General features: G+C 69.3%; 20 protein-coding genes. 15 read left to right on the forward strand and 5 right to left on the reverse strand.

Annotation, left to right across the window (positions count from 1 at the left end; translation table 11 throughout):
* Positions 1-143: 143 nt before the first annotated feature.
* On the forward strand, positions 144-3074 hold the full coding sequence (locus tag ACIBGM_RS35985; RefSeq protein ID WP_396388091.1) for an AAA family ATPase: 2931 nt from the start codon (positions 144-146) through the stop codon (positions 3072-3074).
* A gap of 46 nt (positions 3075-3120) precedes the next feature.
* On the opposite strand, the gene ACIBGM_RS35990 is transcribed toward ACIBGM_RS35985, so the two are convergent.
* A complete protein-coding gene (locus ACIBGM_RS35990; protein ID WP_396388092.1) occupies positions 3121-3336 on the reverse strand; it encodes a hypothetical protein in 216 nt (71 codons plus the stop codon).
* A gap of 111 nt (positions 3337-3447) precedes the next feature.
* Here ACIBGM_RS35990 and ACIBGM_RS35995 point away from each other — a divergent pair, with 111 nt between their 5' ends.
* Entirely contained in the window at positions 3448-6438 is a 2991-nt protein-coding gene (locus ACIBGM_RS35995; RefSeq protein WP_396388093.1) for a S8 family serine peptidase, read from the forward strand.
* Between the two features lie 72 nt (positions 6439-6510).
* Here ACIBGM_RS35995 and ACIBGM_RS36000 read toward each other — a convergent pair whose 3' ends face one another.
* On the reverse strand, positions 6511-7410 hold the full coding sequence (locus ACIBGM_RS36000; RefSeq protein WP_360532291.1) for a hypothetical protein: 900 nt from the start codon (positions 7408-7410) through the stop codon (positions 6511-6513).
* 118 nt (positions 7411-7528) lie between these two features.
* Here ACIBGM_RS36000 and lepA point away from each other — a divergent pair, with 118 nt between their 5' ends.
* From lepA to ACIBGM_RS36025, 5 genes are read left to right on the forward strand one after another with little or no spacing between them, the layout of a single operon-like run.
* A complete protein-coding gene (lepA, locus tag ACIBGM_RS36005) occupies positions 7529-9415 on the forward strand; it encodes a translation elongation factor 4 (RefSeq protein WP_360532288.1) in 1887 nt (628 codons plus the stop codon).
* A complete protein-coding gene (locus ACIBGM_RS36010) occupies positions 9415-10320 on the forward strand; it encodes an aminoglycoside phosphotransferase family protein (RefSeq protein WP_396388094.1) in 906 nt (301 codons plus the stop codon). Before lepA ends, ACIBGM_RS36010 begins: the two co-directional genes overlap by 1 nt.
* A gap of 44 nt (positions 10321-10364) precedes the next feature.
* On the forward strand, positions 10365-10991 hold the full coding sequence (locus ACIBGM_RS36015) for an MOSC domain-containing protein (RefSeq protein WP_396388095.1): 627 nt from the start codon (positions 10365-10367) through the stop codon (positions 10989-10991).
* Positions 10988-12214: an MFS transporter gene (locus ACIBGM_RS36020; RefSeq protein ID WP_360532279.1), complete on the forward strand. Its 1227-nt coding sequence runs from the start codon at positions 10988-10990 to the stop codon at positions 12212-12214. The genes ACIBGM_RS36015 and ACIBGM_RS36020 overlap by 4 nt, the downstream gene beginning before the upstream one ends.
* Before the next feature lie 44 nt (positions 12215-12258).
* A complete protein-coding gene (locus ACIBGM_RS36025; RefSeq protein ID WP_360532276.1) occupies positions 12259-13200 on the forward strand; it encodes a UDP-glucuronic acid decarboxylase family protein in 942 nt (313 codons plus the stop codon).
* Here ACIBGM_RS36025 and ACIBGM_RS36030 read toward each other — a convergent pair.
* Genes ACIBGM_RS36030 through kduI form a run of 3 tightly spaced genes read right to left on the reverse strand, consistent with a single transcriptional unit; the run spans position 13182 to position 15542 of the window.
* Entirely contained in the window at positions 13182-13943 is a 762-nt protein-coding gene (locus ACIBGM_RS36030; protein WP_360532273.1) for an IclR family transcriptional regulator, read from the reverse strand. The genes ACIBGM_RS36025 and ACIBGM_RS36030 overlap by 19 nt on opposite strands.
* A gap of 10 nt (positions 13944-13953) precedes the next feature.
* Positions 13954-14715 carry an SDR family oxidoreductase gene (locus ACIBGM_RS36035; RefSeq protein ID WP_396388096.1) on the reverse strand — a complete coding sequence of 254 codons (762 nt, stop codon included), beginning with the start codon at positions 14713-14715 and terminating at the stop codon, positions 13954-13956.
* Entirely contained in the window at positions 14712-15542 is an 831-nt protein-coding gene (gene kduI, locus ACIBGM_RS36040; RefSeq protein WP_396388097.1) for a 5-dehydro-4-deoxy-D-glucuronate isomerase, read from the reverse strand. Before kduI ends, ACIBGM_RS36035 begins: the two co-directional genes overlap by 4 nt.
* Positions 15543-15689: 147 nt before the next feature.
* Here kduI and ACIBGM_RS36045 point away from each other — a divergent pair, with 147 nt between their 5' ends.
* The 8 genes from ACIBGM_RS36045 to ACIBGM_RS36080 all read left to right on the forward strand — a co-directional run bounded on the left by ACIBGM_RS36045 (position 15690) and on the right by ACIBGM_RS36080 (position 24245).
* Positions 15690-15893 (forward strand): hypothetical protein, encoded by a 204-nt coding sequence (locus ACIBGM_RS36045; RefSeq protein WP_396388098.1) that lies wholly within the window; start codon positions 15690-15692, stop codon positions 15891-15893.
* A gap of 64 nt (positions 15894-15957) precedes the next feature.
* Positions 15958-16191 carry a hypothetical protein gene (locus ACIBGM_RS36050; protein WP_396388099.1) on the forward strand — a complete coding sequence of 78 codons (234 nt, stop codon included), beginning with the start codon at positions 15958-15960 and terminating at the stop codon, positions 16189-16191.
* A gap of 29 nt (positions 16192-16220) precedes the next feature.
* A complete protein-coding gene (locus ACIBGM_RS36055) occupies positions 16221-16406 on the forward strand; it encodes a tautomerase family protein (RefSeq protein WP_360532258.1) in 186 nt (61 codons plus the stop codon).
* A 103-nt stretch (positions 16407-16509) separates the two neighbouring features.
* Positions 16510-17535, forward strand: a complete 1026-nt coding sequence (locus tag ACIBGM_RS36060; protein ID WP_360532255.1) for an aspartate-semialdehyde dehydrogenase — start codon at positions 16510-16512, stop codon at positions 17533-17535.
* Between the two features lie 95 nt (positions 17536-17630).
* Complete coding sequence (locus tag ACIBGM_RS36065; RefSeq protein ID WP_396388100.1) at positions 17631-20390, forward strand: BTAD domain-containing putative transcriptional regulator; 2760 nt, start codon at positions 17631-17633, stop codon at positions 20388-20390.
* Between the two features lie 172 nt (positions 20391-20562).
* Positions 20563-22398 carry a long-chain fatty acid--CoA ligase gene (locus ACIBGM_RS36070; RefSeq protein ID WP_360532249.1) on the forward strand — a complete coding sequence of 612 codons (1836 nt, stop codon included), beginning with the start codon at positions 20563-20565 and terminating at the stop codon, positions 22396-22398.
* Positions 22399-22724: 326 nt separating this feature from the next.
* Positions 22725-23774 carry a phosphotransferase family protein gene (locus ACIBGM_RS36075; protein ID WP_396388101.1) on the forward strand — a complete coding sequence of 350 codons (1050 nt, stop codon included), beginning with the start codon at positions 22725-22727 and terminating at the stop codon, positions 23772-23774.
* A gap of 123 nt (positions 23775-23897) precedes the next feature.
* Complete coding sequence (locus ACIBGM_RS36080; protein ID WP_396388102.1) at positions 23898-24245, forward strand: hypothetical protein; 348 nt, start codon at positions 23898-23900, stop codon at positions 24243-24245.
* Position 24246: the final 1 nt, after the last annotated feature.

Below are 24246 nucleotides of genomic sequence, written 5' to 3' on the forward strand. Positions count from 1 at the left end.
CACCCGTACGGGCGCGAAGAGCCAGATTACCAACAACCCACACCCATCACCAAACCGGCGCCACCAGCGTGACCACCGCCCGCAGCATCCGGTTAACGGACGGTTTCCGCGACCTCGGGGCCTGCCAGGACGATACTGACGCCGTGGGGGCGGCGGTACAGCACGATCCTGGGCTCGCCGGCCGGGCGGAGGAGCAAGAGCTTCTCGCGAGGGCATTGCAGGGGGCGGCGAGCGGTACCCCGTGCGCGCTCGTGGTCGAAGGCGAGGCAGGCGTCGGCAAGACGAGCCTCGTCCGCGACGCCTGCGGCCTGGGCGGGCGAGGACTGCGGCATAGCGGTGACCGGCATCCTCACGACCTCCAGGTGCTCTGGGGCACCTGCGTGAACTTCGGGGCGTCCTCCGTCCCGTTCGCGCCGGTCATCGGCGCGCTCCGGACCTACGCCGACGACGACATCGCCCAGCTGGCCCAGTCCCTTGGGGGCGCACACCCGACGGAGCCAGGCCAGTTGCTTCCCCGCATCGACGACGCCTTCAACCGGCTCGCGCAGCGGGCGCCGACGGTCCTGGTGATCGACGACCTCCAGTGGGCCGACCGTACGTCGCTCGACGTCCTGGCGTACCTGATCGCAGGCTTCCGCAACCAGCGCCTGGCGTTGCTGATGACCTGCCGGGACGAGCACCGCGGTGAAGGCCATCCGCTCCACGGCTGGTTCGCGGACATGCGCCGGATGCCGTCGTTCGAGGAGGTCCACCTGGACCGGCTGACGGTCGCCGGCACCGAGGCACAACTGGAGACGATCCTTGGCCGCACGGTGGACGCTGGGTTCGCGGCCGAGGTCTATGGCCGCTCGGGCGGCAATCCGTATCTGACCGAGCTGCTGGTCCGCAGTCACGACACGGCACCGACTGCTCTCCGTGACGCCTTGCTCGCAACGTGGCACGGACTGTCGCCAGGCGCCCGGCAGATCACCCGCGTCCTCGCCGTCGGCGGCCGGCCGATCGAGCTCGACGTACTCGCGGCTGTCGCGAGCGACCGCGGTATCGACCCGGAGCGGGTACCCGCCTACTTGGTCGAGGCCGCGGACGAGGGAGTCGCACGAAACGACGGGGAAGGCCGCGTGTGGTTTCGGCATCCGCTCCTCGCGGAGGTCCTGTACGACGCCCTGCCGCATGGTGACGCGGTCGGCATCCACGCGGCGTTCGTCCGGGTCCTCGAGCCCCGGAACGAGGAGGCCGCGGCAGACCTCGCGGTCCACAACCACCGAGCGGGGAGAGCGAACGAGGCATACCGCTGGTCGCTGATCGCAGCAGACCACGCAGCCGAGCTCCACGCCTCCACAGTCGAATCACTACACCTGGAACGAGCCTGCTCCCTCTGGGACCAGCTATCGCCAAACCTCCGCGGCACACGCCACGACCACATCAACCTGCTCCAACGCACCTGGGACATCTGCGAGACGGCCGGTCGCTACACGGTCGGCCTGGAGCACGCACGGCAGGCGATGGAACTCGTCGATCGGCACTCCGAGCCGCTGCTGGCGAGCCACTTGCTGCTCGCATCACACGACTACGCGCATCCACAGTCCGCCGGCAAGAGCGCGGTCAACGATCAGCTACTCGAGGCCTTGCAGTTGACCGACGGGTACCCGGACTCGGCTGAGCGGGCGTTTGCGTTGGAGGCTCTAGCCTTCGCCGAGGGCTGGGACGCGCTGATCGACCCAGCGGCCGGCCTGAGCGGGCTGGCGCACGTCGAGGAAGCGATTCGCGCAGCGCGTCGATCCGGGAACGAAGTCGCCCTCGCCGCGGCCCTCGCGACCCGGGCCTTGCTTTACCTGCACACCGGGGCGGGCGAGCCGCTCCCGGCGGCGGAGGAGGCGGAGCGAGCCGGACGAAGATCCGGGGACCCGCACCGGTTGGGGGTCGCGGTGACCTGGCGGGTGAATGCCTTGGGGAAGGAGGGGCGCTTCACCGAGGCGGCAGAGGTGGCACTGCGGGCCGCGGAGGAACTCCACGCGCTGGGGGCGTCCTGGGAACACTTCGTGGCTCAGCAGGCGGCCGACTGGTTGTTCGTCGTCGGGCGCTGGCGCGAATGTCGCGAGGTGCTCCGGCGGGGACTGGCAGCCAGGTGCGACGGCATTATCGGCGCCGCGGTGAGGCTGTGCTCGGCGCAGCTGGCCCTGCACTGCGGGCGGCTGACGGAGGCGAGGCTCCATCTCGACCGTGCGCTGGAGATGGTCTCGGAGGACTACCCGGGCCTGCGATCCGAGTTCAGCTTCGTGAAGTCGGAGCTTCTGGTGGCCGACGGCGAGGCCGAGCGGGCGTTCGAGTGGCTGGTCAGCCGTGAAGCGGAGAGGGTGGTCGCCGATGCCCAGAGCGAGATCCTGGGCATATCTCATGCCGCCGCGGCGGCTGCGTGTGCAGCGCGGGATGCCGGTGATGTCGCCGGTGCTGATCGGGTCGTCGCCGTACTGGACGATCTCGTGAAGCAGTTGGCGGGCGACCCGTTCGGCAATACCCGCATCGACCCCCTCAGCAAGGCAAGGCACCAGGCGGTGTTCGAAGCGTATGTTGCGCAGGCGCACAACGACGAAGGCCAGGGAGCGTTGTGGCGGGTCGCCGCGGACAGGTGTCAGGAAAGCGGCATGCCCTGGTATGAAGCCAGATCCCGTGTGCGTGCGGCGGAGGCGATGATCCGGGACGCGTCACCGCGCTCCGCCGTAGGGGATCAGCTCCACGCGGCGCATCGGATTGCGGGTGACCTTGGGGCCGTGCCCTTGACGAGCGAGATCGAGGCTCTGGCGCGAGCGGCGCGCGTTGATCTGCGGCAGCCCGTCGTCGAGGTTGCGCGCGCGCCTGCGCCGCCGGGTGCGCTGGCAGAGCTCACGGCTCGGGAGCGGGAAGTCCTTGCGCATTTGGTGGCGGGACGGTCCAACGGGGAGATCGCCAAGGCATTGTTCATCAGTGGGAAGACCGTGAGTGTGCACGTGTCCAACATTCTTCGGAAGACAGGTACGGCGACGCGCACAGAAGCAGCCGTGCTTGCTGAGCGGCTGGCCGCTCGGGACAGAACCTAGGCATCGGCGGCCGACTTGAGGCGGATCAGCGTGGTGTGGATGCCGTTCACGTTCCGGTGGGTGCGGTTGCCGAGGAGGGGCGCGGAGGGAGAGGTTCGCCGGGTGCGGCGTCCACGACCCGGCCGAAGGTGAACCAGTGGATCGCGCCGACGCGGTTGTGGCCGATGAACCGCGCCCCGACGGTGATGGACTCGCTCAGGTCGGGCATCGGGGCCTCTCGGCTGACGCGTGGTGTGCTGAGCGTGACATCGGTGGCTGCCACGGGCATACTCGGGCGCGCGTGACGCTGATCACCGCAAGGGGGGATGCGCGTCACGGGTCCAGTTGCGAGACCAAGCTCCACCATCGCGCCGTCCAAGCCTGGAGGAACTCAGTGCCCCGCCGTACCCCGATCATCGTCGCCACCGCGCTCGTCGCGTCGTTGGCCGGCCTCCCGCTCGCGGCTCGCGCCGCGGACGCGATGGTGGCCGACGAGCCGCAGCGCACACCGCTGGTCAAGGAGTCCTCGACCGGCGCCTACATCGTTCAACTCGACGACGCCCCGGTGGCTGAGTACGGCGGCGGCATCGCCGGCCTGCCGTCCACCCGCGTCGCGCCCGGGGGGAAGCTGCTGAAGACCGCAGCACCGGTGCTCGAGTACGTGCAGCACCTCACCCGCGAGCGGCAGGAGGTGCTCGCCAAGGTCCCCGGTGCGCAGAAGCTGTACGACTACAGCTACACGTACGCCGGTTTCGCCGCCCAGATGTCGTACGACGAAGCCGTCAAGCTGGCCAAGTCGTCCGGCGTGAAGAGCGTCGAGCCGAGTGAGCTGCAGCGCCAGGACACCGTGGACACCCCGCGGTTCCTCGGCCTGTCCGGCAAGGGCGGCGCCTGGCAGCAGGCGGGTGGTGTCGACAAGGCCGGTGACGGCGTCATCATCGGCGTCATCGACACCGGCTTCGTCCCGGAGCGGGCCAGCTTCGCGCCGATCAAGACCACCAAGCAGTCCGACGCGATCGTCGCGGCGAAGTGGAAGGGCACCTGCCAGGCCGGTGAGGAGGCGCCCGTCACCTGCAACAACAAGGTGATCGGCGCCCGGTACTTCGACAAGGGCATCGGCACCCGCCCGATCCCGGAGGAGTTCAAGTCGCCGCGTGACTACGGCGGCCACGGCACCCACACGGCCAGTACGGCGGGCGGCAACTTCGGCGTCGACATGAGCGTCCTGGGCCGCGACTACGGCAAGGGCTCCGGCATCGCCCCGCACGCCCGGCTGGCGATCTACAAGGTGCTGTGGGCGGTCGACCAGACCGGTGGCGGTAGTGGCACCGACGCGGACATCGTGGCCGGTATCGACGCCGCGGTCGCCGACGGCGTGGACGTCATCAACTACTCGATCTCCGGCAGCGGGTCGACGTACGTGAACTCCGTCGGACTGGCCTTCCTGCGGGCGGCCCGGGCGGGCGTGTTCGTCGCGACCAGCGCCGGCAACACCGGCCCCGGGGTCAGCACGGTCGGCAAGACCTACCCGTGGGTGACGACGGTTGCCAACGGCACCCATGACCGCGACGTCCAGACCACGGTGACGCTGGGCGACGGCAAGTCCTACACCGGCGCCGGCATCGGCACCGGGGTGCCGTCGAGCCCGGTCGTGCTCGCCAAGGACGCCGGCCTCGCCGGTGCGAACCCGGCGAACCTGCTGCTCTGTATGGCCGGCACGCTCGACCCGGCCAAGGTCCAGGGCAAGATCGTCGTCTGCGACCGCGGCGGCAACGCCCGTGTCGACAAGAGCCTGCAGGTCAAGAACGCGGGCGGCATCGGCATGATCCTGCTGAACATCACCCCGGGCACGCTCGACTCCGACCTGCACTCGGTGCCGACCGTCCACCTCGACGACAAGGCCGCGCCCGAGGTCAAGGCGTACGTCGGCGGCACCGCGAACCCGACCGCCGCGATCAGCGCCGGTACGCCGGTCCGCGTCACCGCGCCGAAGGTCGCCAGCTCGTCCAGCCGCGGCCCGTCCCTGGCCGGGAACGGCGACCTGCTCAAGCCCGACGTGATGGCGCCGGGCACGAACGTCCTGGCCGCGACCTCCGCCTTCAGCGCGGCCGGCGGCGAGTACGCGTTCATGAGCGGCACCTCGATGTCCTCGCCGCACATCGCCGGCGCGGCGGCGGTCCTGAAGAGCAGGTACCCGACCTGGTCGCCGATGGCGATCAAGTCCGCGCTGCTCACCACGACCACCGACAAGGACACCAGCGGCCAGCCGATCCAGAACGACTCCGGCTCGCCCGCCACCCCGTTCGGGTACGGCGCGGGTCAGATGCAGGCGAAGAAGGCGATGGACCCCGGCCTGGTCTACGACTCGACGTACGAGGACTGGGCCAAGTTCGTCTGCGGCTCCGGTCAGGTGCCCGCCACCCACGAGCTGTGCGCGAACGGCAAGATCGACCCGAGTGACCTGAACTACCCGACCATCGCGATCGGCGACCTGGCCGGCAAGCAGACCGTCACCCGGACCGTGCGCAACGTCGGCGAGCTGCCGGAGATCTACGTCCCGAAGGTCGAGGGCCTGAAGGGCTTCAAGGTGACGGTGTCGCCGCGGATCCTGATCACGCTGCCCGGCCACGCGGCGACGTACAAGGTCACCATCGAGAACGCCGGCGCCCCGCTGGAGCAGTACTCGTTCGGCAAGCTCACGTGGAAGTCGAGTGAGCACTCGGTGAGCAGCACGGTCGCGATCAAGCCGCTGACCGTGAAGGCGCCGGTGCAGGTCATCGGGACCGGGACCGCGGGGTCCGTCCAGGTGCCGATCACCGCCGGGTACTCCGGCACGCTCAACACCAGCGCGGTCGGCCTGACGGCGGCGACGGTGGCCGAGACGACGATCAAGAGCCCGGGCGGCACGTCGTTCCCGACGACCAACCCGGCGGTCAACGACCACGTCGCCAAGATCACCGTGAACGTGCCGGTCGGCGCGAAGCACGCCCGGTTCTCGACATTCGACGCCGACTACCCCGCGGGCACCGACGTCGACCTGTACGTCTACAAGACCGGGACGACGACGCTGCTCGGCAACAGCGGCGGCGGGTCGTCCGAGGAGGAGGTAAACCTCCCGGCACCGGCCGGCGGGTCGTACGACGTGTACGTCGACCTGTTCGCGGGAGCCAGCAACCAGCTGGTGAAGCTCAACCACTGGTCGCTGCAGAACGTCGAGGGCAACCTGACGGTCACCCCGGCCACCCAGCAGGTGCAGGCGGGGGCGCAGACGAGTGTCACCGCGTCCTGGACCGGCCTGACCGCCGGCACCCGGTACCTGGGCCGCCTGCAGTACACCGACGGCGCGGACGGCTCCGGCTCGACGCTCGTCCGGGTAGACAGCTAGTCCGGGTAGACAGCTAGCAAGACACGGCATCGAGGGCGGTTCCCAAGCCCGGGGACCGCCCTCGAGGCGTGCTCAGCCCAGTCTTTCCCGCACCCAGTCGAGGTGCACGAGCGCATGCCGGCGCTGCCACTCGCGGATGGTTGGCAGGCCGGGCGGGGCGGGCTGCGCCGCGCCCCACCAGAAACCGCCGGTCAGGGCGGCGAGGAAGCCGGTGATCGCCTCGTCGTCGGGCAGCTCCGGCAGCGTCACCGACTCCCGCATCTCTGCGTGCAGGATCACGGTGTCCGCCCACCGCGGCGAACGAGCCGCGTGCGCCCAGTCGATGAACACCACCCGCTCGTCGGTCAGGATGACGTTGTCGGCCCGCAAGTCCCAGTGCGCCAGCGCCTTGCCCTCGGCCAGCGCCCGCAGACCGGTGCGCGCCAGCTCAGCCAGCTCCTGCTCGCGCCCAGCAGCCCACTCCGGTACGGCGAGACCGTCAGCGATCACGTTGTCCCACCGGCTGAGGAAGTCCACGCTGCGTACGGCGGCCACCGGAGCGTCCGGCCACGGCGACGGGTCCAGGGCGTCGGTGAGCTCGTCCAGCGCTCCCAGCACGCGGTCGGCGTCGGCCTGCTCCCACGGGTGAGCGGGGAGCCGGCCGTGGATGTCCTCGAGCAGGATCCCGACCCAGTCGCCGTCGTCGTACACGTCGTACAGCTGAGGGGTGGTCGGCAGCGGGCCGACGCCCTGGATGGCGGCGATCTCGTTGCGGAACAGCTCGGGTGTCTTGGGGTTGAGCGCCGGACCGACGGCCTTGACGAAGGCGCGGCGGCCGGAGGCGGTCACCAGGCGGGCGGCGACGCCGGGGGAGAAGCCGCCCTGCTGGGTCGCGGCAGAGACCACCACCGACCCCAGCGCGCGTTCCACCCACGCCCGCACGGTGGCGGGCACCTCCTCGAAGGGCAACCGGACCCCAGCAGCGTGCGCCATGCGTCACAACGGTAGGTCCCGCGCACCGTTACCGCCCGTGATTTTCAAATCCGCTGGCCTCGCATGGGATGATTCACTGGTTGACCAAGTAGTACCCGAGACGAACTGGATCCCCTCCGTGCCCGTTGGCCCCACGAATGTGCCGCAGCCGGGTCGTACCGACCCGTCGCTGATCCGGAACTTCTGCATCATCGCCCACATCGACCACGGCAAGTCGACGCTGGCCGACCGGATGCTGCAGATCACCGGAGTGGTCGACGAGCGCTCGATGCGGGCGCAGTACCTGGACCGGATGGACATCGAGCGGGAACGCGGCATCACGATCAAGTCGCAGGCGGTCCGGCTGCCGTTCACGCCGGGCCCGGACACTCCCGGCGGCCTGCTGGCGCCCGACGGCACGACGTACATCCTGAACATGATCGACACCCCGGGCCACGTCGACTTCACCTACGAGGTGTCGCGGTCGTTGGAGGCGTGCGAGGGCGCGGTGCTGCTGGTCGACGCGGCGCAGGGCATCGAGGCGCAGACACTGGCCAACCTCTACCTGGCGCTGAACGCGGACCTGCACATCATCCCGGTGCTGAACAAGATCGACCTGCCCAGCGCCCAGCCGGAGAAGTACGCCGCCGAGCTCGCCCACATCATCGGCTGCGACCCGTCCGACGTCCTCAAGGTGTCGGCCAAGACCGGCGCCGGCGTGGAGGACCTGCTGAGCGAGATCGTCGCTCAGGTCGAGCCGCCGAAGGGCGTCAAGGACGCGCCGCCGCGGGCGCTGATCTTCGACTCGGTCTACGACACCTACCGCGGCGTGGTCACCTACGTCCGGGTGGTCGACGGCGAGTTGAACCACCGGGACCGGATCAAGATGATGTCGACCGGTGCGGTGCACGAGATGCTCGAGGTCGGCGTGATCTCGCCCGAGCCGGTGAAGACGCAGAGCATCGGCGTCGGCGAGGTCGGCTACCTGATCACCGGCGTGAAGGACGTCCGCCAGTCCCGGGTCGGTGACACCGTCACCTCGAACCAGCATGGCGCGACCGAGGCGCTCGGTGGCTACAAGCACCCGAAGCCGATGGTGTACGCCGGTCTCTACCCGATCGACGGCGACGACTACCCGACGCTGCGCGACGCGCTGGACAAGCTCCAGCTGAACGACGCCGCCCTGCAGTACGAGCCGGAGACCTCGGGCGCGCTCGGGTTCGGCTTCCGCTGCGGGTTCCTCGGCCTGCTGCACATGGAGATCGTCCGGGAGCGGCTCGAGCGCGAGTTCAACCTGGACCTGATCTCGACCGCGCCGAACGTGGTCTACCGGGTGGTGATGGAGGACGAGACCGAGCACGTCGTCACCAACCCGAGCGAGTTCCCCGAGGGCAAGGTCGACGAGGTCTTCGAGCCGGTGGTGAAGGCGACCGTGCTCAGCCCGAGCGACTACATCGGCGCGATCATGGAGCTCTGCCAGACCAAGCGCGGCCAGCTGCAGGGCATGGACTACCTGTCCGAGGACCGGGTCGAGCTGCGCTACACGCTGCCGCTGGCCGAGATCGTGTTCGACTTCTTCGATCAGCTGAAGTCGAAGACCAAGGGCTACGCCTCGCTCGACTACGAGCCGACCGGCGAGCAGTCCGCCCAGCTGGTGAAGGTGGACATCCTGCTGCACGGCGAGACCGTGGACGCGTTCTCCGCGATCGTGCACCGCGACAGCGCCTACGGGTACGGCGTCGCGCTGGCCGGCAAGCTGAAGGAGCTGATCCCGAGGCAGCAGTTCGAGGTGCCGATCCAGGCCGCGATCGGGTCCCGGGTGATCGCCCGGGAGACGATCCGGGCGATCCGCAAGGACGTGCTGGCCAAGTGCTACGGCGGTGACATCACCCGGAAGCGCAAGCTGCTGGAGAAGCAGAAGGAAGGCAAGAAGCGGATGAAGATGGTCGGCCGGGTCGAGGTCCCGCAGGAGGCCTTCATCGCCGCGCTTCGGACGTCGGACACCCCGGAGAAGGCCAAGAAGTAGTGGAGATCCCCGCGGATTTCCTGGTGGTGGCGTCGCGGGGGCAGGACTGGGCGGACTGGCTGGACCGGTTGCCGCGACTGACCCGGGAGCTGCTCGGCGAGTGGGACCTGCGCGTCGACGGTACGACGTCGTACGGCAACTGCGCGCTCGTCGTACCGGTACTGACGGCCGACGAGCAGCCGGCGGTGCTGAAGGTGCAGTTCCCGCACTGGGAGGCGGAGACCGAGCACCTGGCGCTGCGCGACTGGGCGGGAAACGGCGCCGTCCAGCTGCTGCGCGCGGACCCGCGCCGCTTCGCCTTGCTGCTGGAGCGGTTGGATCCCCGCGACCTGACCACTGTCGACGCGCTGGATGCCTGCGAGATCGTTGGCGCGACCTACAAGCGGCTGCACATTCCCGCCGGTCCGCAGTACCGGACGCTGTCCGGCGAGCTGAAGCGATGGGTCGAGCGCTTCCGGCAGCTGCCCGCCTCGGCACCCGTCCCGCACCGGTACGTCGAGCAGGCCATCTCGCTCGCGGAGGACTTCAGCACCGACCCGGCCTGTGACGGCAAGCTGATCCACACCGATCTGCACTACTTCAACATGCTCGCCGGCGCTCGCGAACCCTGGCTGGTGATCGACCCGAAGCCGTTGTCCGGCGACCCGCACTACGAGGTCGCGCCGCTGATCTGGAACCGCTGGGATGAGGTCGTTGCGGCCCGTGACCTGCGGTTCGCGGTCCGGCAGCGCTTCTACGCCGCGATCGACGCCGCCGGCCTCGACGAGGACCGGGCCCGCGACTGGGTGATCGTCCGGCAGATGCTCAATGTGCTGTGGACACTCGAGGACTCCGGCTCGGACGAGTCGCTGCCGCAGGACTGGCTCACCCGCAACATCGCCATCGTGAAGGCGATCCAGGACTGAAAACTCAGTAGAGCCGCAGCCTGTCGCGGCGGATGATGGTCGGCATGCGGCTGCTGACGGTCAACGTGGTGGAGAAGCTGATCCCGGGTCCGAAGGACACCGGGCTCACGGCGATCGACAAGCGACCGCAGGCCGGACGAGTACAGGTCTCCGAGCTCGGCCTCGCGGGCGACTCGGTGTGCGACACCAAGCACCACGGCGGTCCGGACCAGGCGCTCTACGCGTACGCCGAGGAGGACGCGGCCTGGTGGGCGGCCGAGTTGGGGCGGGAGATCCCGACCGGGTTGTTCGGCGAGAACCTCCGCACGGAAGGCCTCGACATCACCGGTGCGCTGCTCGGTGAGGTGTGGCGGATCGGCGCGGAGGTCGAGGTGATGGTGCGGGCGCCGCGGACCCCGTGCATCACGTTCCAGCACCGGATGCAGGAACCGCACTGGGTGAAGCGGTTCCACCAAGCGGGCCGTCCAGGCGCCTACCTGAAGGTCCTGCGTACGGGTGCCGTCGGCGCGGGCGACCCGATCGAGGTGGTGAGTCGACCGGCGCACGAGGTCACCGTCGGGCACATGTTCGGCGCCCAGGATCCCGCAAAGATGCAGCGAATGCTCGACTCCGGCGTAGACCTGATGGATGAGCTCCGCGAGCTCGCCCAACGCGTCGTGGCGCGGGCGTGAAGGGCCTGCTACCGGCACCCGGACCACTTCGGCCGCTCGCTCTCGCCACCCTGCTCAGCCGGGTCGGCAGCGGGCTGCTGATGACGGTCAGCGTGCTGTACTTCACCCGAATCGTCGGCCTGTCGATCGCTCAAGTCGGCCTCGGGCTGACCGTCGCCGGGCTGTTCGGCCTGCTCTCGGCGGTGCCGATGGGACATCTGGCCGACCGTCGCGGTCCGCGCACGCTGTTCGTCGTACTGAGCCTGGTGCTCTGTGGGCTGAGCCTGCTGTACCTACTCGTGCACACGTTCTGGCAGTTCCTCATCGTCGCTGTCGTGCTCACCGTGGTAGACCGCGGTGCCGGGGCCGTCCGGGCCGCGTTGATCGCCGCGATCACGCAGGGGGCGGACCGGGTCGCGGCTCGTGCCTACCTGCGGGCGGTCACCAACATCGGCATCATGGCAGGCGCCGGCATCGGCGCTTTCGCACTGCATTTCGACACGGGTACGGCGTACCGCGCGATGTTCGTCCTGGACGCCGTACTGAGTGTCGTCGCGGCGTTCGTCGTACTGGCGATCCCACGGGTCGCGCCGCAGCCGAAGAGTGACGACGGGCCGGTGTGGGTCGCGCTGCGCGATCGCGGGTACCTCGCGGTCGCCGCGCTCAACGCGGCCATGTCGATCCAGTACGCCGTCCTGGAGGTCGCGATCCCGCTCTGGGTGGTCGACCACACCGACGCACCCCGCTGGACGGTCGCGTTGCTGCTGATCATCAACACCGTGGTCGTCGCGCTGTTCCAGGTGCGCTCATCCCGCGGCATCGCCGATCCACCGACCGCCGCCCGGGCGACCAGGACCGCCGGACTGTTGCTGATGGCATCGATGGTGCTGTTCGCCGGCGCATCCTGGGGTGGTGCCGCCGTCGCGGTCGCGTTACTGGCGGTCGGTGCGTTGGTGCAGGTGCTGGGCGAGTTGCTGCAGTCGTCCGGCTCGTTCCTGCTCGGCTTCGACCTGGCTGCGGACCACGCCCAGGGCCAGTACCAGGGCCTCTGGAACACCAGCATGTCGATCAGCACTATGGTCGCCCCGACCGTCCTGGCCCTGCTCCCACTCGGGCTCGGCGTGCCCGGCTGGATCATTCTCGGCGTCTGGTTCGCGGTGATCGGGGTGCTGTTCGTGCCCGTCGTCCGGTGGGCTGCAGGGCGGCGGATGCAGGGTAGCCAAGTCACGGTGGGCGGTGCATAATCGGGGACTCATTGCTTGGGGGGCATTGAGCAAGGGGGAACTACATGCGTCGCGCTGTCGTGACCGGGGGAGCTGGGTTCATCGGTAGTCATCTGTGCGAACGACTACTTGCCGAAGACTACGAAGTGCTCTGCCTGGACAACTTCCTGACCGGGCGCCCGGACAACGTCGCCCACCTGATCGACCATCCCGGCTTCCGGCTCGTCCGCTGCGACGTCACCGACTACGTGCACGTGGCCGGGCGGGTCGACGCCGTACTGCACTTCGCATCGCCGGCCTCGCCGATCGACTATCTCCGGTTGCCGATCCAGACCCTCGAGGTCGGCTCGGCCGGCACCCAGCACGCGCTCGGTCTCGCCCGCGCGAAGGGCGCCCGGTTCGTGCTGGCCTCGACCTCGGAGGTGTACGGCGACCCGCTCGTCCACCCGCAGCAGGAGAACTACTGGGGCAACGTCAACCCGATCGGCCCACGTGCCGTGTACGACGAGGCGAAACGGTTCGCCGAGGCGATCACCACGGCCTACCGCACCGCGTACGGCGTGGACACGGCGATCGTGCGGATCTTCAACACCTACGGGCCGCGGCTGCGGGCGAACGACGGACGGGCGGTGCCGACGTTCATCCGGCAGGCGCTCGAGGAGGTGCCGATCGTGGTCGCCGGTGACGGCAGCCAGACCCGGTCGATCTGCTACGTGGACGACACCGTCGAGGGCATCATCCGGATGGTGCACGCGGATCATCCGGGGCCGATGAACCTCGGTAACCCGCATGAGCTGACGGTGCTGGAGTTGGCCCGGTGGATCAAGGACCTGGTGGGTTCTCCGTCGGAGATCGCGTTCGGGCCGTTGCCGACGGACGATCCGCGGGTGCGGCAACCGGACATCGGCCGGGCCCGGGACGTGCTGGCCTGGGAGCCCAAGATCGACGCCGAGGAAGGACTTCAGCGCACCATCGACTGGTTTCGGGCTCAGGTCGGTTCGCGGTAGCCGAGGGCGGCGGAGATCTTGCGGGCGGCCTCGATCGCCGCGGGCGCCATCAGCGCGACCTGGGCGATCGACTGCTCGAGCGACAGCGTGGAGATGCTGACCGCGGCGATCGCGGCGCCGGTGTGGTCGTGGATGACAGCGGCGACGCAGCGGATGCCCGGCTCGTTCTCCTCGTCGTCCAGCGCGTAGCCGCGAGCGCGCACCTGGGCGAGGTCCGCCTTCAACGCGGCCGCGGTCGTGTGCGTCAGCGGCGTGCGGGCCGGCAGGCCGGTCCGGGTGATGTGGGCGTCGAGCGACTCGTCGTCCTTCTCCGCGAGCAGGGCCTTGCCGATGCCGGTGCAGTGCAGCCAGAACGCCTTGCCTACGCGGGACGGCATCCGGTACGGCTTCGGTCCGTCGAGCCGCGCGACGTAGATCGCCTCGTCGCCGTTGAGCAGGCCGACGTGCACAGTGCACCGGGTCTGCGCGACCAGGTCGGCGAGCACCGGGCGGGCGACCGTAGCGAGGTCGACGTTGGTGAGGGCGTGACCGGCCAGCCGCAGCGCCTTCGGGCCCGGGTGGTACGACCCGTCCTCGGCCTGCGCGACGAACTCGTGCTCGACCAGCGACGCCATGATCCGGTGCACCGTCGACTTCGCCAGGCCGGTCGCGTTGACGACGTCGGTGAAGCGCGAGTGTTCCAGGACGGCGTCCAGCACCATCAGCGTCTTGTCGATGGCCGAGGGCGCGCTCATGTCGGTCATCTTGCCACTCCTATCTGGCCAGCCAGCCGCCGTCGACCGCGAGCACGTGACCGTTCACGTACCCGGCCGCCGCCGAGGCCAGGAAGACCGCGGCGCCGACCACGTCCTCCGGCCGGCCCCAGCGACCGGCCGGGATGCGTTCCCGGATGGCCGCTTCGCGACCGGGGTCCGCGCGCAGGTCGGTGGTGTTGTCGGTGCTGATGTATCCGGGGGCGATCGCGTTCACCCGGACCCCGGCCGGACCCCACTCGTTGGCCAGCGCCTTGGTCAGTCCCGCGACCGCGTGCTTGCTCGCAGTGTAGGCGGGAACGGTGATCCCGCCCTGGAAGCTCAGCAGCGAGGCGATCGTGACAACGGTTCCGGAACCGCGCTCGGCCATCCCCGCGCCGATCGGCCGGGTGACCGCCCAGGTGGAGTTGAGGTTCACGTCGATCACGTGCCGCCAGTCGGCGGTCGCCGTACTGGCCGCCGGGACCCGCCGGATCGTGCCGGCGTTGTTGACCAGGATGTCGATCCGCCGGGTCCGGGCCAGTTCGGTCGCGGCCGCCTCGACCGCGGCCGGGTCGGCGAAGTCGGCGGTCACGACGGTCGCCTCGCCGCCGCCGTTCGCCTTGATGGCTTCCAGCGTGTCCTCGAGGGCGGCGTCGCGCGCCATCAGGATCAGCTCGGCCCCGGCGGCGGCGTACCCGACGGCAATGGCCGCGCCGATACCCCGGCGGGCTCCCGTGACGAGCGCCGTACGCCCTTGCAGGCTGAACGGGTCAGCTGTCACCGCAGCTCCCGTACGTCGACGCCGTCCATGTCCCCGAACGCCTGGTTCTCGCCGGCCATCGCCCAGACGAAGCTGTACGACGAGGTGCCGGCGCCGCTGTGGATCGACCAGCTGGGGGAGATGACGGCCTGGCGGTCGGCGACCAGCAGGTGCCTGGTCTCGTCGGGCTCGCCGAGCAGGTGGACGATCCGCTCGGTCTCGGGCAGGCCGAAGTACAGGTAGCACTCGGTCCGGCGGTCGTGTGTGTGCGCGGGCATGGTGTTCCAGGTGCTGCCTGCGTGCAGCGTGGTCACGCCGAGCACGATCTGACAGCTGCGTACGCCGTCCGCGTGGATGTACTGGTCGATCGTGCGGCGGTTCGCGGTCTGCTGGTCGCCGAGCTCGAGCCGGTTGCCCTCACCCGGGTTGACGAGCGTGGTGGGGAAGGCGGTGTGGGCCGCGGCAGAGAAGACGTAGAACGCCGCGTCGGGTCCGTCGAAGACCACCTCGCGAACACCGCGGCCGACGTACAGGCAGGCTCCGGTGCTCAGCTCGTACTTCGTCCCGTCCGCAGTGACCGTGCCGGGTCCGCCGACGTTGACGACGCCGGCCTCGCGCCGTTCGAGGAAGTACTCGCTGCGCAGCTCCGGCCAGGTGGGGAGGCTGAGCGGCCCGCTCGTGGGGCGCGCGCCGGCGAGCACGATCCGGTCGTGGTGGGTGAGCACCGCGGTCACCGAGCCGGGGACGAACAGGTCGTCGACCAGGTAGTGCCGGCGCAGCGCAGCCGTGTCGAACCCGGGGACCTGGTCGGGATGGGTGGCGTGCCTGATCTGCAAGGGGGCATTCACAGAACTAGGTTCTACGTCACGGAACATCGTGTCAAACCTTGGGCGTGGAACATCCGCCGAGATTGTTCTGGGTTCCGCCACTTGACACTGAGTTCTGATGAATGGAACCGTCCACTCAGCATCCATCCCATCGCCCCTGGGAGGTGGTTGTCCGGCATCTCGCACCACATGTCCGGCTACTCCGCCGTCATGTTCGTTGCCTTCGCCGCGGTCGCCTACACCTACGGCATCACCGTCTACGTCTGGTGGGCGGTGTCGATCGGCGTCGGTGTCGGCATCGGCGCGTTCGTGTTCGCGGCCCGCTGGAACCGGCTGCGCGCCAAGCACGGCGTCGTCTCACCGCTGGAGTAGCCTGCTGCCGTGGTTCAAGCGCAGCGGGGCGCGGGCCGCTCTCGCGTCCTGGGCGATCGGCCTGGTGGTCTGGGCGATCGTCAAGTGGGGCATCGAGTCCATTGACACCACCCTGGTCGTCGCGTTGCCGCTGGCAACTTCCCTGTTGGTGTACGTCGGCCTCGGCCTGCTGCTGCCGGAGCGCCGCCCGGACGTCGACGAGCTCGTCGACTCGCTAACAGCGACCCGGCGGAGACCGACGAGGTCGCCGCGAGACGGGCCGCGCTGGCCGGCTGATTCCTGGAACACTGTCCCGTGACACAGAACTACCGACTTGGAGAGATCTGAATGCCGAACATCACCGTCGAGCTCCTGTCCGGCCGCACCCTCGAACAGCGCCGCGAGTTCGTCGCCGCCGTCACCGAGTCCGCCATCTCCATCCTGAACGCCAAGCGCGAGTCCGTCCGCATCGTCTTCACCGAAATAGAAACCACCGACGTAGCCAACGGCGGAGTCCTCGTCGCCGACGCCTGAGCGCACCTGCACCGGCCCGGCCTCCCTTCCGCCCCAGGGAGGCCGGGCTGCCGCATGGTGGAACTTGGGTGATTGGTGGGGGCGGGGCTATTAGGGTGCTGGCATGCGAGTTGGTGTGTTCGGTGCTACGGGTCAGGTTGGCAGTGTGATGCGGGAGCTGCTCGTCGAGCGGAAGTTCCCGGTGGACGAGGTGCGGTACTTCGCGTCGGCGCGGTCGGCGGGGACGAAGCTGCCGTTCGGCGACACCGACATCACGGTCGAGGACTCCGCCGCGGCGGACTTCACGGGCCTGGACCTGGCGCTGTTCTCGAACGGGAAGACCGCGTCGAAGGAGTTCGCGCCGAAGGTCGCCGCCGCCGGGGCCGTGGTGGTGGACAACTCGTCCGCATGGCGGATGGATCCCGACGTACCGCTGGTCGTGTCCGAGGTGAACCCGGGTGACCTCGAGAACCTGCCGAAGGGCATCGTCGCCAACCCGAACTGCACCACCATGGCCGCGATGCCGGTGCTCGCCCCGCTGCACCGCGAGGCGACCCTGACCCGGCTGATCACCGCCACCTACCAGGCCGTCTCCGGCTCCGGCGGCGCCGGCGTCAGCGAGCTGGAGGACCAGGCGCGCGCCCTCGCGGAGCCGGGCGGCCGCCTCGCCCGCGGAGCGCAGGGCATCACGCTGCCCGAGCCCAAGGTGTACGCCGGGCCGATCGCGTTCAACGTGCTCCCGCTGGCCGGCTCGATCGTTGCCGACGGCACCGGTGAGACGGATGAGGAGCAGAAGCTCCGGAACGAGAGCCGCAAGATCCTGCACATCCCGGACCTGCTGGTCGCCGGGACCTGTGTCCGGGTGCCGGTCTTCACCGGGCACTCGCTGAGCATCCACGCCGAGTTCGCCTCGTCGATCACGCCGGAGCGCGCGACCGAGCTGCTCGGCGCCGCTCCCGGTGTCGCCCTGGCCGACATCCCGACGCCGTTGCTCGCCGCCGGCCAGGACCCGTCGTACGTCGGCCGCATCCGCCAGGACCAGTCCGTCCCTGACAACCGCGGCCTCGCCCTGTTCATCTCCAACGACAACCTCCGCAAGGGCGCCGCTCTGAATGCCGTCCAGATCGCGGAGCTGCTCGCCGAGCGGTAAGCCGAGTAGTTCCACCTGAGACGTCCGGGGTGGGGCGGGGATAAGGTAAGCCTTCCTGCTGGTTGCGGCGCGGGCTGCAGCCGTCTGCAGTGGAGGTGACCGAGCTGGAGCGGCGTGGGGTGAGCGGGTCCGAGCTGCGGTTCCGCCTGCTCGGGACCGTGGAAGTGCACAGGGCTGACGGGTCTCCGGTCCCGCTGCCGTCGCACCGGCCCGCCGTACTGCTTGCCGCCCTCCTGCTCCGCCTCAACCGCACAGTCCGCACCGAGGACCTGGTCGAGGTCCTATGGGACGACGACGAGCTGCCGGACAGCCCGCGCTCCGCCCTGCAGATCTACGTCTCCCGCCTCCGCGCAGCCCTGGGCGACACCACCCGGACGATGATCACCACGGGCGACGGCGGCTACGCGCTGCACGCCGACCCGACCCAACTCGACCTCGAGACCTTCCGGGACCTGGTACGGCGAGCAACCAAGACAACCGCCCCGGAAGACCGAGTCGCCCTGCTCGCCGAGAGCCTCGCCCTCTGGCGCGGCGAACCACTGGCAGGCCTCGACACCGGCGCACTGACCCGCGAGATGATCCCGCGTCTCGTCGAGGAACACTTGCAAGCCCAGGAGCTCTCCTTCGACGCACGCCTGGCACTGGGCGACGCGGCCGCCGTGATCCCGCAACTCACCGAGCTCGTCGAGCGCTACCCGACCAGAGAGCGCTTCTGGGCCCAGCTGATGCGTGCCCATCACGCCTCCGGACGACAGGCGCTCGCGTTGTCGACGTACGCCGAAGTCTCCCGCCGCCTCCGCGAGACCCTCGGCGTCGGCCCCGGTCCCGAGCTCCAGCAAGTGCACGCCGAACTGCTGCAGGCGACCGACGCCGAAGGCATGGTCGTGCCGCGCCAGCTGCCCAGCGCCGTACCGGGCTTCGCCGGCCGGACCGAGCACCTCGAGCAGCTCAACGGACTGCTCCCCGGTCCGCGCCCCGGACTCATCATCGGCCCGGCCGGCGTCGGAAAGACCACGCTCGCGATCCACTGGGCGCGCCAGGTCGCGGACATGTTCCCCGACGGGATCCTGTACGCCGACCTGCTCGGCTTCTCGCCCGCCACCGGGCCCGCGGACCCGCTGTCGGTGGTACCGCGGTTCCTCGCCGGACTGGGGATTCCGGCCGACCGGCTGCCGATCGCGGCGGACGCACAGATCGCCCTGTACCGCAGCCTGCTCGCCGAGCGCTCGGTCCTCGTCGTCCTGGACAACGCGCGCAACGCCGACCAAGTGCGGCCGCTGGCCGCGACCGGGCCGAACTGCCTGACTCTGGTCACCAGCCGGAACGAGCTCGCCGGCCTCGTCGCGACGGACCAGGCCGAGCCGATCCAGCTGGACGTGCTCGACCCCGCGCAGTCGAGGCAGTTGCTGGCAGCAAGGGTTGGCGAGCCTCGGCTGCGAGAAGATGCCGAGAGCACCGAAGCGCTGATCGCCCACTGTGGCGGGCTTCCGCTGGCGCTTTCGTTGCTCGGGGCACAGATCGCGTTGCGGCCGCGACGGCAGCTGGACTCGTTCGTCGAGGCACTGAGCCAGGCTCCGCTCGACGCACTCGCGACCACCGACGGGATCGACGTACGCACGATCTTCTCCTCGTCCTACCGGCAGCTGCGGCCCGAGTTGGCGCGGATGTTCCGGTTGCTGGCGCAGCATCCGGGCGCGGAGATCACGGTGGGAGCCGGTGCGGCACTGGCCGGGGTACCGGTACGTGAGGCTCGCGGCATGCTCGCCGTACTGGTTGCCAACCATCAACTGGTCGAGCTCGGGCCGGATCGGTACGCGTTGCACGACCTGCTGCGCACCTATGCCCGGGAGCTGTGCGAGGAGCAGGAGGCGGACGAGGCGTTCGAGCGCTTGCTCGGCTATCTCGTGCACACCGGGAGTGCGGCGGCGCTGTTGCTTGCGCCCAGGCGGGATCGGGTCGAGTTGCCGGGGCTGGATCCCGGCGTCGACGTCGTGCTGCCGTCGACGCGGGAGGATGCGTTCCAGTGGTTCGACTCCGAGCAGCCGAACAATCTCGCCGTACTGCGGGCTGCTGCCGGCCGTGCTGACGGGTTGCTGTGGCTGTATGTGTGGGCGATTGCGGACTATCTCGACTTCCGCGGGCAGCCCGGGTACATGGAGTCGGAGTTGCTGGCGCTCGATGCGGCGGTCCGGCTCGGTGATCTGCGCAAGCAGGCCCAGACCCGCCGCGACCTCGCCCGCGGCCACATGGCACTGCGGCAGTGGGACGACGCGATCCGGCAGCACGAACTCGCGCTCGGGATCGCCGAGGAGCTCGGTGACGACGCCGGCGTCGCGCACGGCTCGTTGAGCCAGGCCCGCGTCCTGAGCCGAATGGGGGAGCACCGGCAGGCGATCGAGCGGACGGTGCGCGCGCTCCGGATCTACGAGCGGACCGGCCACGTCGACGCGCGGGCGAACGCGCTCAACAACCTCGGCTGGTACTACGGGCAGCTCGGCGAGTTCGACACCGCGGTGGACTACGCGCAGCAGGCGGTGAAGCTCTACGAGGAGCAGGACTCGGAGTACGGGCGTGCCGTCGTGAGCGACACTATGGCGTACGCGCTGGCCGGATCCGGCCGCCTCGACGAGGCCATCGCCAGCTACGCGACCGCGGTCGACATCCTGCGCACGCAGGGCAGGCGGCACGAGACCGCCGAGTGCCTGATGTCGATGGCCGAGGTGCAGCAGCAAGCCGGCCGGCCCGAGGAGGCTGCTGCGAGCTGGACCGAGGCGCTCGAGATCCTCGAAGCCATGGAGCACCCCGATGCCGACGTTGTCCGGCAGACGCTGGCGGAGCTGCGGCGCGGCGGTTGACGGGGCCCCGTCACGGGGGAGTAGAACTGTCAGTGAGACGCAGGCCACGGGCCGTAGGTGCGCGTTGCGGAAACGTGATGGAGAAGGTGGGGGCAGGCGAGCGAGGGGCATAGTCAGCTGTGCCCGCTAGCCATTACCCTCCGGTTACTTGACCCCCGATGGAGGCCAGACAATGAAGCCAGTCGCCGATGAGGGCCAGCTCGCGCTGCTCAGCAACCGCAAAGACACGATGGCCACGATGTTTCTCGACCGGGTCGCCGCGACCCCGTCCCGCGAGGCCTTCCGCTACCCGTCCGGGGACCAGTGGAAGTCCGCCAGCTGGCGAGAGCTCGACGAACTGGCGCGCCGCCGGGCCGCCGGCCTGATGGCGCTCGGCGTCGAGCCCGAGCAACGGGTCGCGATCGCCTCCAGCACCCGGATGGAATGGGTCGAGTGCTACCTGGCCGCCGTCCTCGCGGCCGCCGCGACCACCACGATCTACCCGACCACGATCGCCGGCGACGTCGCCTTCATCGTGGCCGACGCCGACGTCCAGGTCGTGTTCGCCGAGGACACGACCCAGCTCGACAAGCTGCGGGAGCACCGCTCCGAGACGCCGTCGCTGCAGAAGGTCGTGCTGATCGACGGCGAGGCCCCGGCCGCGGACGGCGACTGGGTGATCTCGTTGTCAACGCTGGACGAGCTCGGTACGTCGTACCTCGCCGAGAACCCGTCGTCGATCGACGACCGGCTGGCGCAGATCAAGCCCGACCACCTGTGCACGCTGATCTACACGTCCGGCACGACCGGGCGACCGAAGGGGGTGCGGCTGCCGCACTCCGTGTGGACGTACGAGGGCGCCGCGGTCGAGGGGATCCAGGTGCTCAGCCCGGACGACCTGCAGTTCCTGTGGCTCCCGCTGTCGCACGTGTTCGGCCAGGTGCTGCTCGCCGTACAGTTCCAGATCGGGTTCGCCACCGCGATCGACGGCCGGATCGACAAGATCGTCGAGAACGCGGCCGTCGTCCAGCCCACCTTCATGGCCGCGGCGCCGCGGATCTTCGAGAAGGCGCACGCCCGGATCGTCACCATGATCGAGGAAGAGGGCGGGATCAAGGCCAAGCTCTTCCACTGGGCCTTCGGGGTCGGCGCTCGCGTGTCCGCGCTGCGCCAGGCCGGCAAGGAGCCCGGTGGCGCTCTCGGTGCGCAGTACGCGCTCGCCGACAAGCTGGTCCTGTCGAAGATCCGCGCCCGGTTCGGCGGCCGGATCCGCTTCTTCGTCTCCGGCTCCGCAGCCCTCGACAAGCAGCTCGCCGAGTGGTTCCACTCCGCCGGCCTCCTGATCCTGGAGGGCTACGGCCTGTCCGAGACCGCGGCCGGCTCGTCGCTGAACCGCCCCGGCCAGTACCGCCTCGGCAGCGTCGGCCCGATCTTCCCCGCCACCGAGGCCAAGATCGCCGAGGACGGCGAGATCCTGATCAAGGGCCCCGGTGTGATGAGCGGCTACCACAACCAGCCCGAGCAGACCGCCGAGGTGATCGACGCCGACGGCTGGTTCCACACCGGCGACATCGGCCACTTCGAGGACGAGTACCTCTTCATCACCGACCGCAAGAAGGACCTCTTCAAGACCTCCGGCGGCAAGTACGTCGCCCCGCAGGTGATCGAGGGCCGGTTCAAGATGATCTGCCCGTACGTCGGCCAGTTCGTTGTCCATGGCAACAAGCGCAACTTCGTCAGCGCGCTGGTCACCCTCGACCCGGACGCGATCCAGGGCTGGGCCAACTCCAACGACCTGGGTGGCAAGTCGTACGAGGAGATCGTCACCTCGGACGCGGCCCGCACGATGGTCCAGGGATACGTCGACGAACTCAACGCCGGCCTGAACCGCTGGGAAACCATCAAGAAGTTCACCATCCTCGACCGCGACCTCACCGTGGAGTCCGGCGAGATGACCCCGAGCCTGAAGCTCAAGCGCAAGTACGTGGAAACCCAGTACGCCACCCTCCTCGACAAGATGTACGACTAACCCCACGCGCCCGCTACGCCCGGCTCCTCCGTCGCCGGGCCGCGGGCGCTCCCACCCGCCCATGGGCGCTGCCGCTCGCTTGATTGAAAGCCCTGTGGTGTCGTGTGCTCGTTCTCCGTCAGACGATCGTGATGGGTGTTGTTCCATGTGCCGGCTACGCGGGAGATCTTCGCCGTGTTCGCGGCGGCCTCGCCGGCCGGACACGAGTGCTGTCGCCAGTAGGGTCCTCCTGTCGGTCGTGAGACGACTCCACCCACAGGTAAACCGTGCGTCTGAACGGTCAGCTCCTGCCCACCCGCACTCAAGACACGACGTAGCCTTGGCAAATGCACAGCGATGTTCGACGGCTGGTGGGGTTGGGGTTGCCTGGGTATGTCGTTGAGACCGTCACGACTCTTGGGTCGGGGCTGGACAACGCGGCCTACGAGGTGAACCGTGAGCTCGTCGTCCGGGTTGCTCGTGAGCCGGGTGTGGTGCGGCGTGAGGCTGAGCTGCTGGAGTGGGTCGGCAAGGTGAGCACGTTGCCTGTGCCTCAGCCGGTCTTCGTCCTGCCTGAGGATGGGTGCCTGGCGTACCGGAAGCTCGACGGGACTCCACTGATCGATCTCCCCCCTGACATCCGATCGCAGTGCGCGGTGCGTGTCGCCGCTGAGCTCGGCGGACTTCTCGCCGTACTGCATGCTCAGGACGTCGAACAGCTCGCCGACCTCGTGGACATCGACGACGAGCCGCTCGACGCCTGGCGCGACGAAGCTGCCGAGAGCTACACCGCCGTGGCATCGGAACTGACGCCCGACACCCAGCGCGCAGTCGAGGCCTTCCTGCAAAGCCCGCTCCCAGCGCCGCCGCCCCGCCTCGTCTACTCACACAACGACCTCGGCATCGAACACGTCCTCGTAAATGCCAGCACGTACGACGTCTCCGGCGTAATCGACTGGACCGACGCCGCAATCTGCGACCCAGCCCGCGACCTCGGCCTAATCCTCCGCGACCTAGGCCCAGCCGCATACAACGAGGCAACGAACCGACTCTCAGCCGCCTACGCCACCGCGAGCCAACTCCCCGCCGACCCAACCGCAGATCGGCCCTCCACCGACGCAGCCGCGCCCCGGTCCTCCGCCGATGCAGCCGCGAGCCGGTCCTCCGCCGATGCAGCCGTGAGCCGGCTTCCCGCCGACGCAACCGCGAATCGGCTCGCTGGCTACGCAGCCGTGAGTCGGCTTCCTGTCGACGAAGGCCTCTTGGACCGCGCTTGGTTTTACGCGCGGTGCTCACTGCTTGAGGATCTGCAGTACGGCCTTGGGGCCGACCGACCGACGTACGTTGAGAAGTCCCGGCTGGCGGCGGATTGGTTGTTTACCTACCCGACCCCTTGAGGTGAACAGGGCGGCCGATCGCGCTCGCAGCCGGGAGCTCGGACACCCGGCAGGGGCCGTGAACACGTTATTGCCTGTTCACGGTCCCCCCTGCCTCGGCTCGGCAACGGGAGTTGGCACGACATGGCGGAAGTCGCTGGAGGGAAAGGCGTGGTGATGTCGCGGAAGGCGTTCGTCGAGGAGCTCGGTCGGCTGGGGAACGTGCATCCGAGTCTGCTCTGGGAGGAGAGGGTTGTCGCGTTGGCGCCGGAGGTTTCGGACTTTGTGGTGACGGTCGACCAGCCCCTCACCGTCATCGTGTCGGTGCGTGACGGGTTTGAGGGTGCTCGGGTGATCGTCGATGAGTTCGTCTTCGAGTATGTGCCGGCCGTGGAGCTTCACGACTTTCTGTCGGCGGTGCTTTCCGGGGCGCGGGAAGTCCATCGGGGGCGGATGGTGGTTCGTTCGGGAGAGCAGCCGTGGGAGTCGTGAG

It is taken from the genome of Kribbella sp. NPDC050470, assembly GCF_044458365.1.
Taxonomy (GTDB): Bacteria; Actinomycetota; Actinomycetes; order Propionibacteriales; family Kribbellaceae; genus Kribbella.

Excerpts from the sequence above, each read along its gene's own strand:
- ACIBGM_RS36075 (WP_396388101.1), top strand. The coding sequence starts at position 22,725 with ATGCACAGCGATGTTCGACGGCTGGTGGGGTTGGGGTTGCCTGGGTAT.
- ACIBGM_RS36000 (WP_360532291.1), bottom strand. The coding sequence starts at position 7,410 with ATGGCGCACGCTGCTGGGGTCCGGTTGCCCTTCGAGGAGGTGCCCGCC.
- ACIBGM_RS36015 (WP_396388095.1), top strand. The coding sequence starts at position 10,365 with ATGCGGCTGCTGACGGTCAACGTGGTGGAGAAGCTGATCCCGGGTCCG.
- ACIBGM_RS36025 (WP_360532276.1), top strand. The coding sequence starts at position 12,259 with ATGCGTCGCGCTGTCGTGACCGGGGGAGCTGGGTTCATCGGTAGTCAT.
- ACIBGM_RS36080 (WP_396388102.1), top strand. The coding sequence starts at position 23,898 with ATGGCGGAAGTCGCTGGAGGGAAAGGCGTGGTGATGTCGCGGAAGGCG.
- ACIBGM_RS36030 (WP_360532273.1), bottom strand. The coding sequence starts at position 13,943 with ATGACCGACATGAGCGCGCCCTCGGCCATCGACAAGACGCTGATGGTG.
- ACIBGM_RS36055 (WP_360532258.1), top strand. The coding sequence starts at position 16,221 with ATGCCGAACATCACCGTCGAGCTCCTGTCCGGCCGCACCCTCGAACAG.
- ACIBGM_RS36060 (WP_360532255.1), top strand. The coding sequence starts at position 16,510 with ATGCGAGTTGGTGTGTTCGGTGCTACGGGTCAGGTTGGCAGTGTGATG.
- ACIBGM_RS36070 (WP_360532249.1), top strand. The coding sequence starts at position 20,563 with ATGAAGCCAGTCGCCGATGAGGGCCAGCTCGCGCTGCTCAGCAACCGC.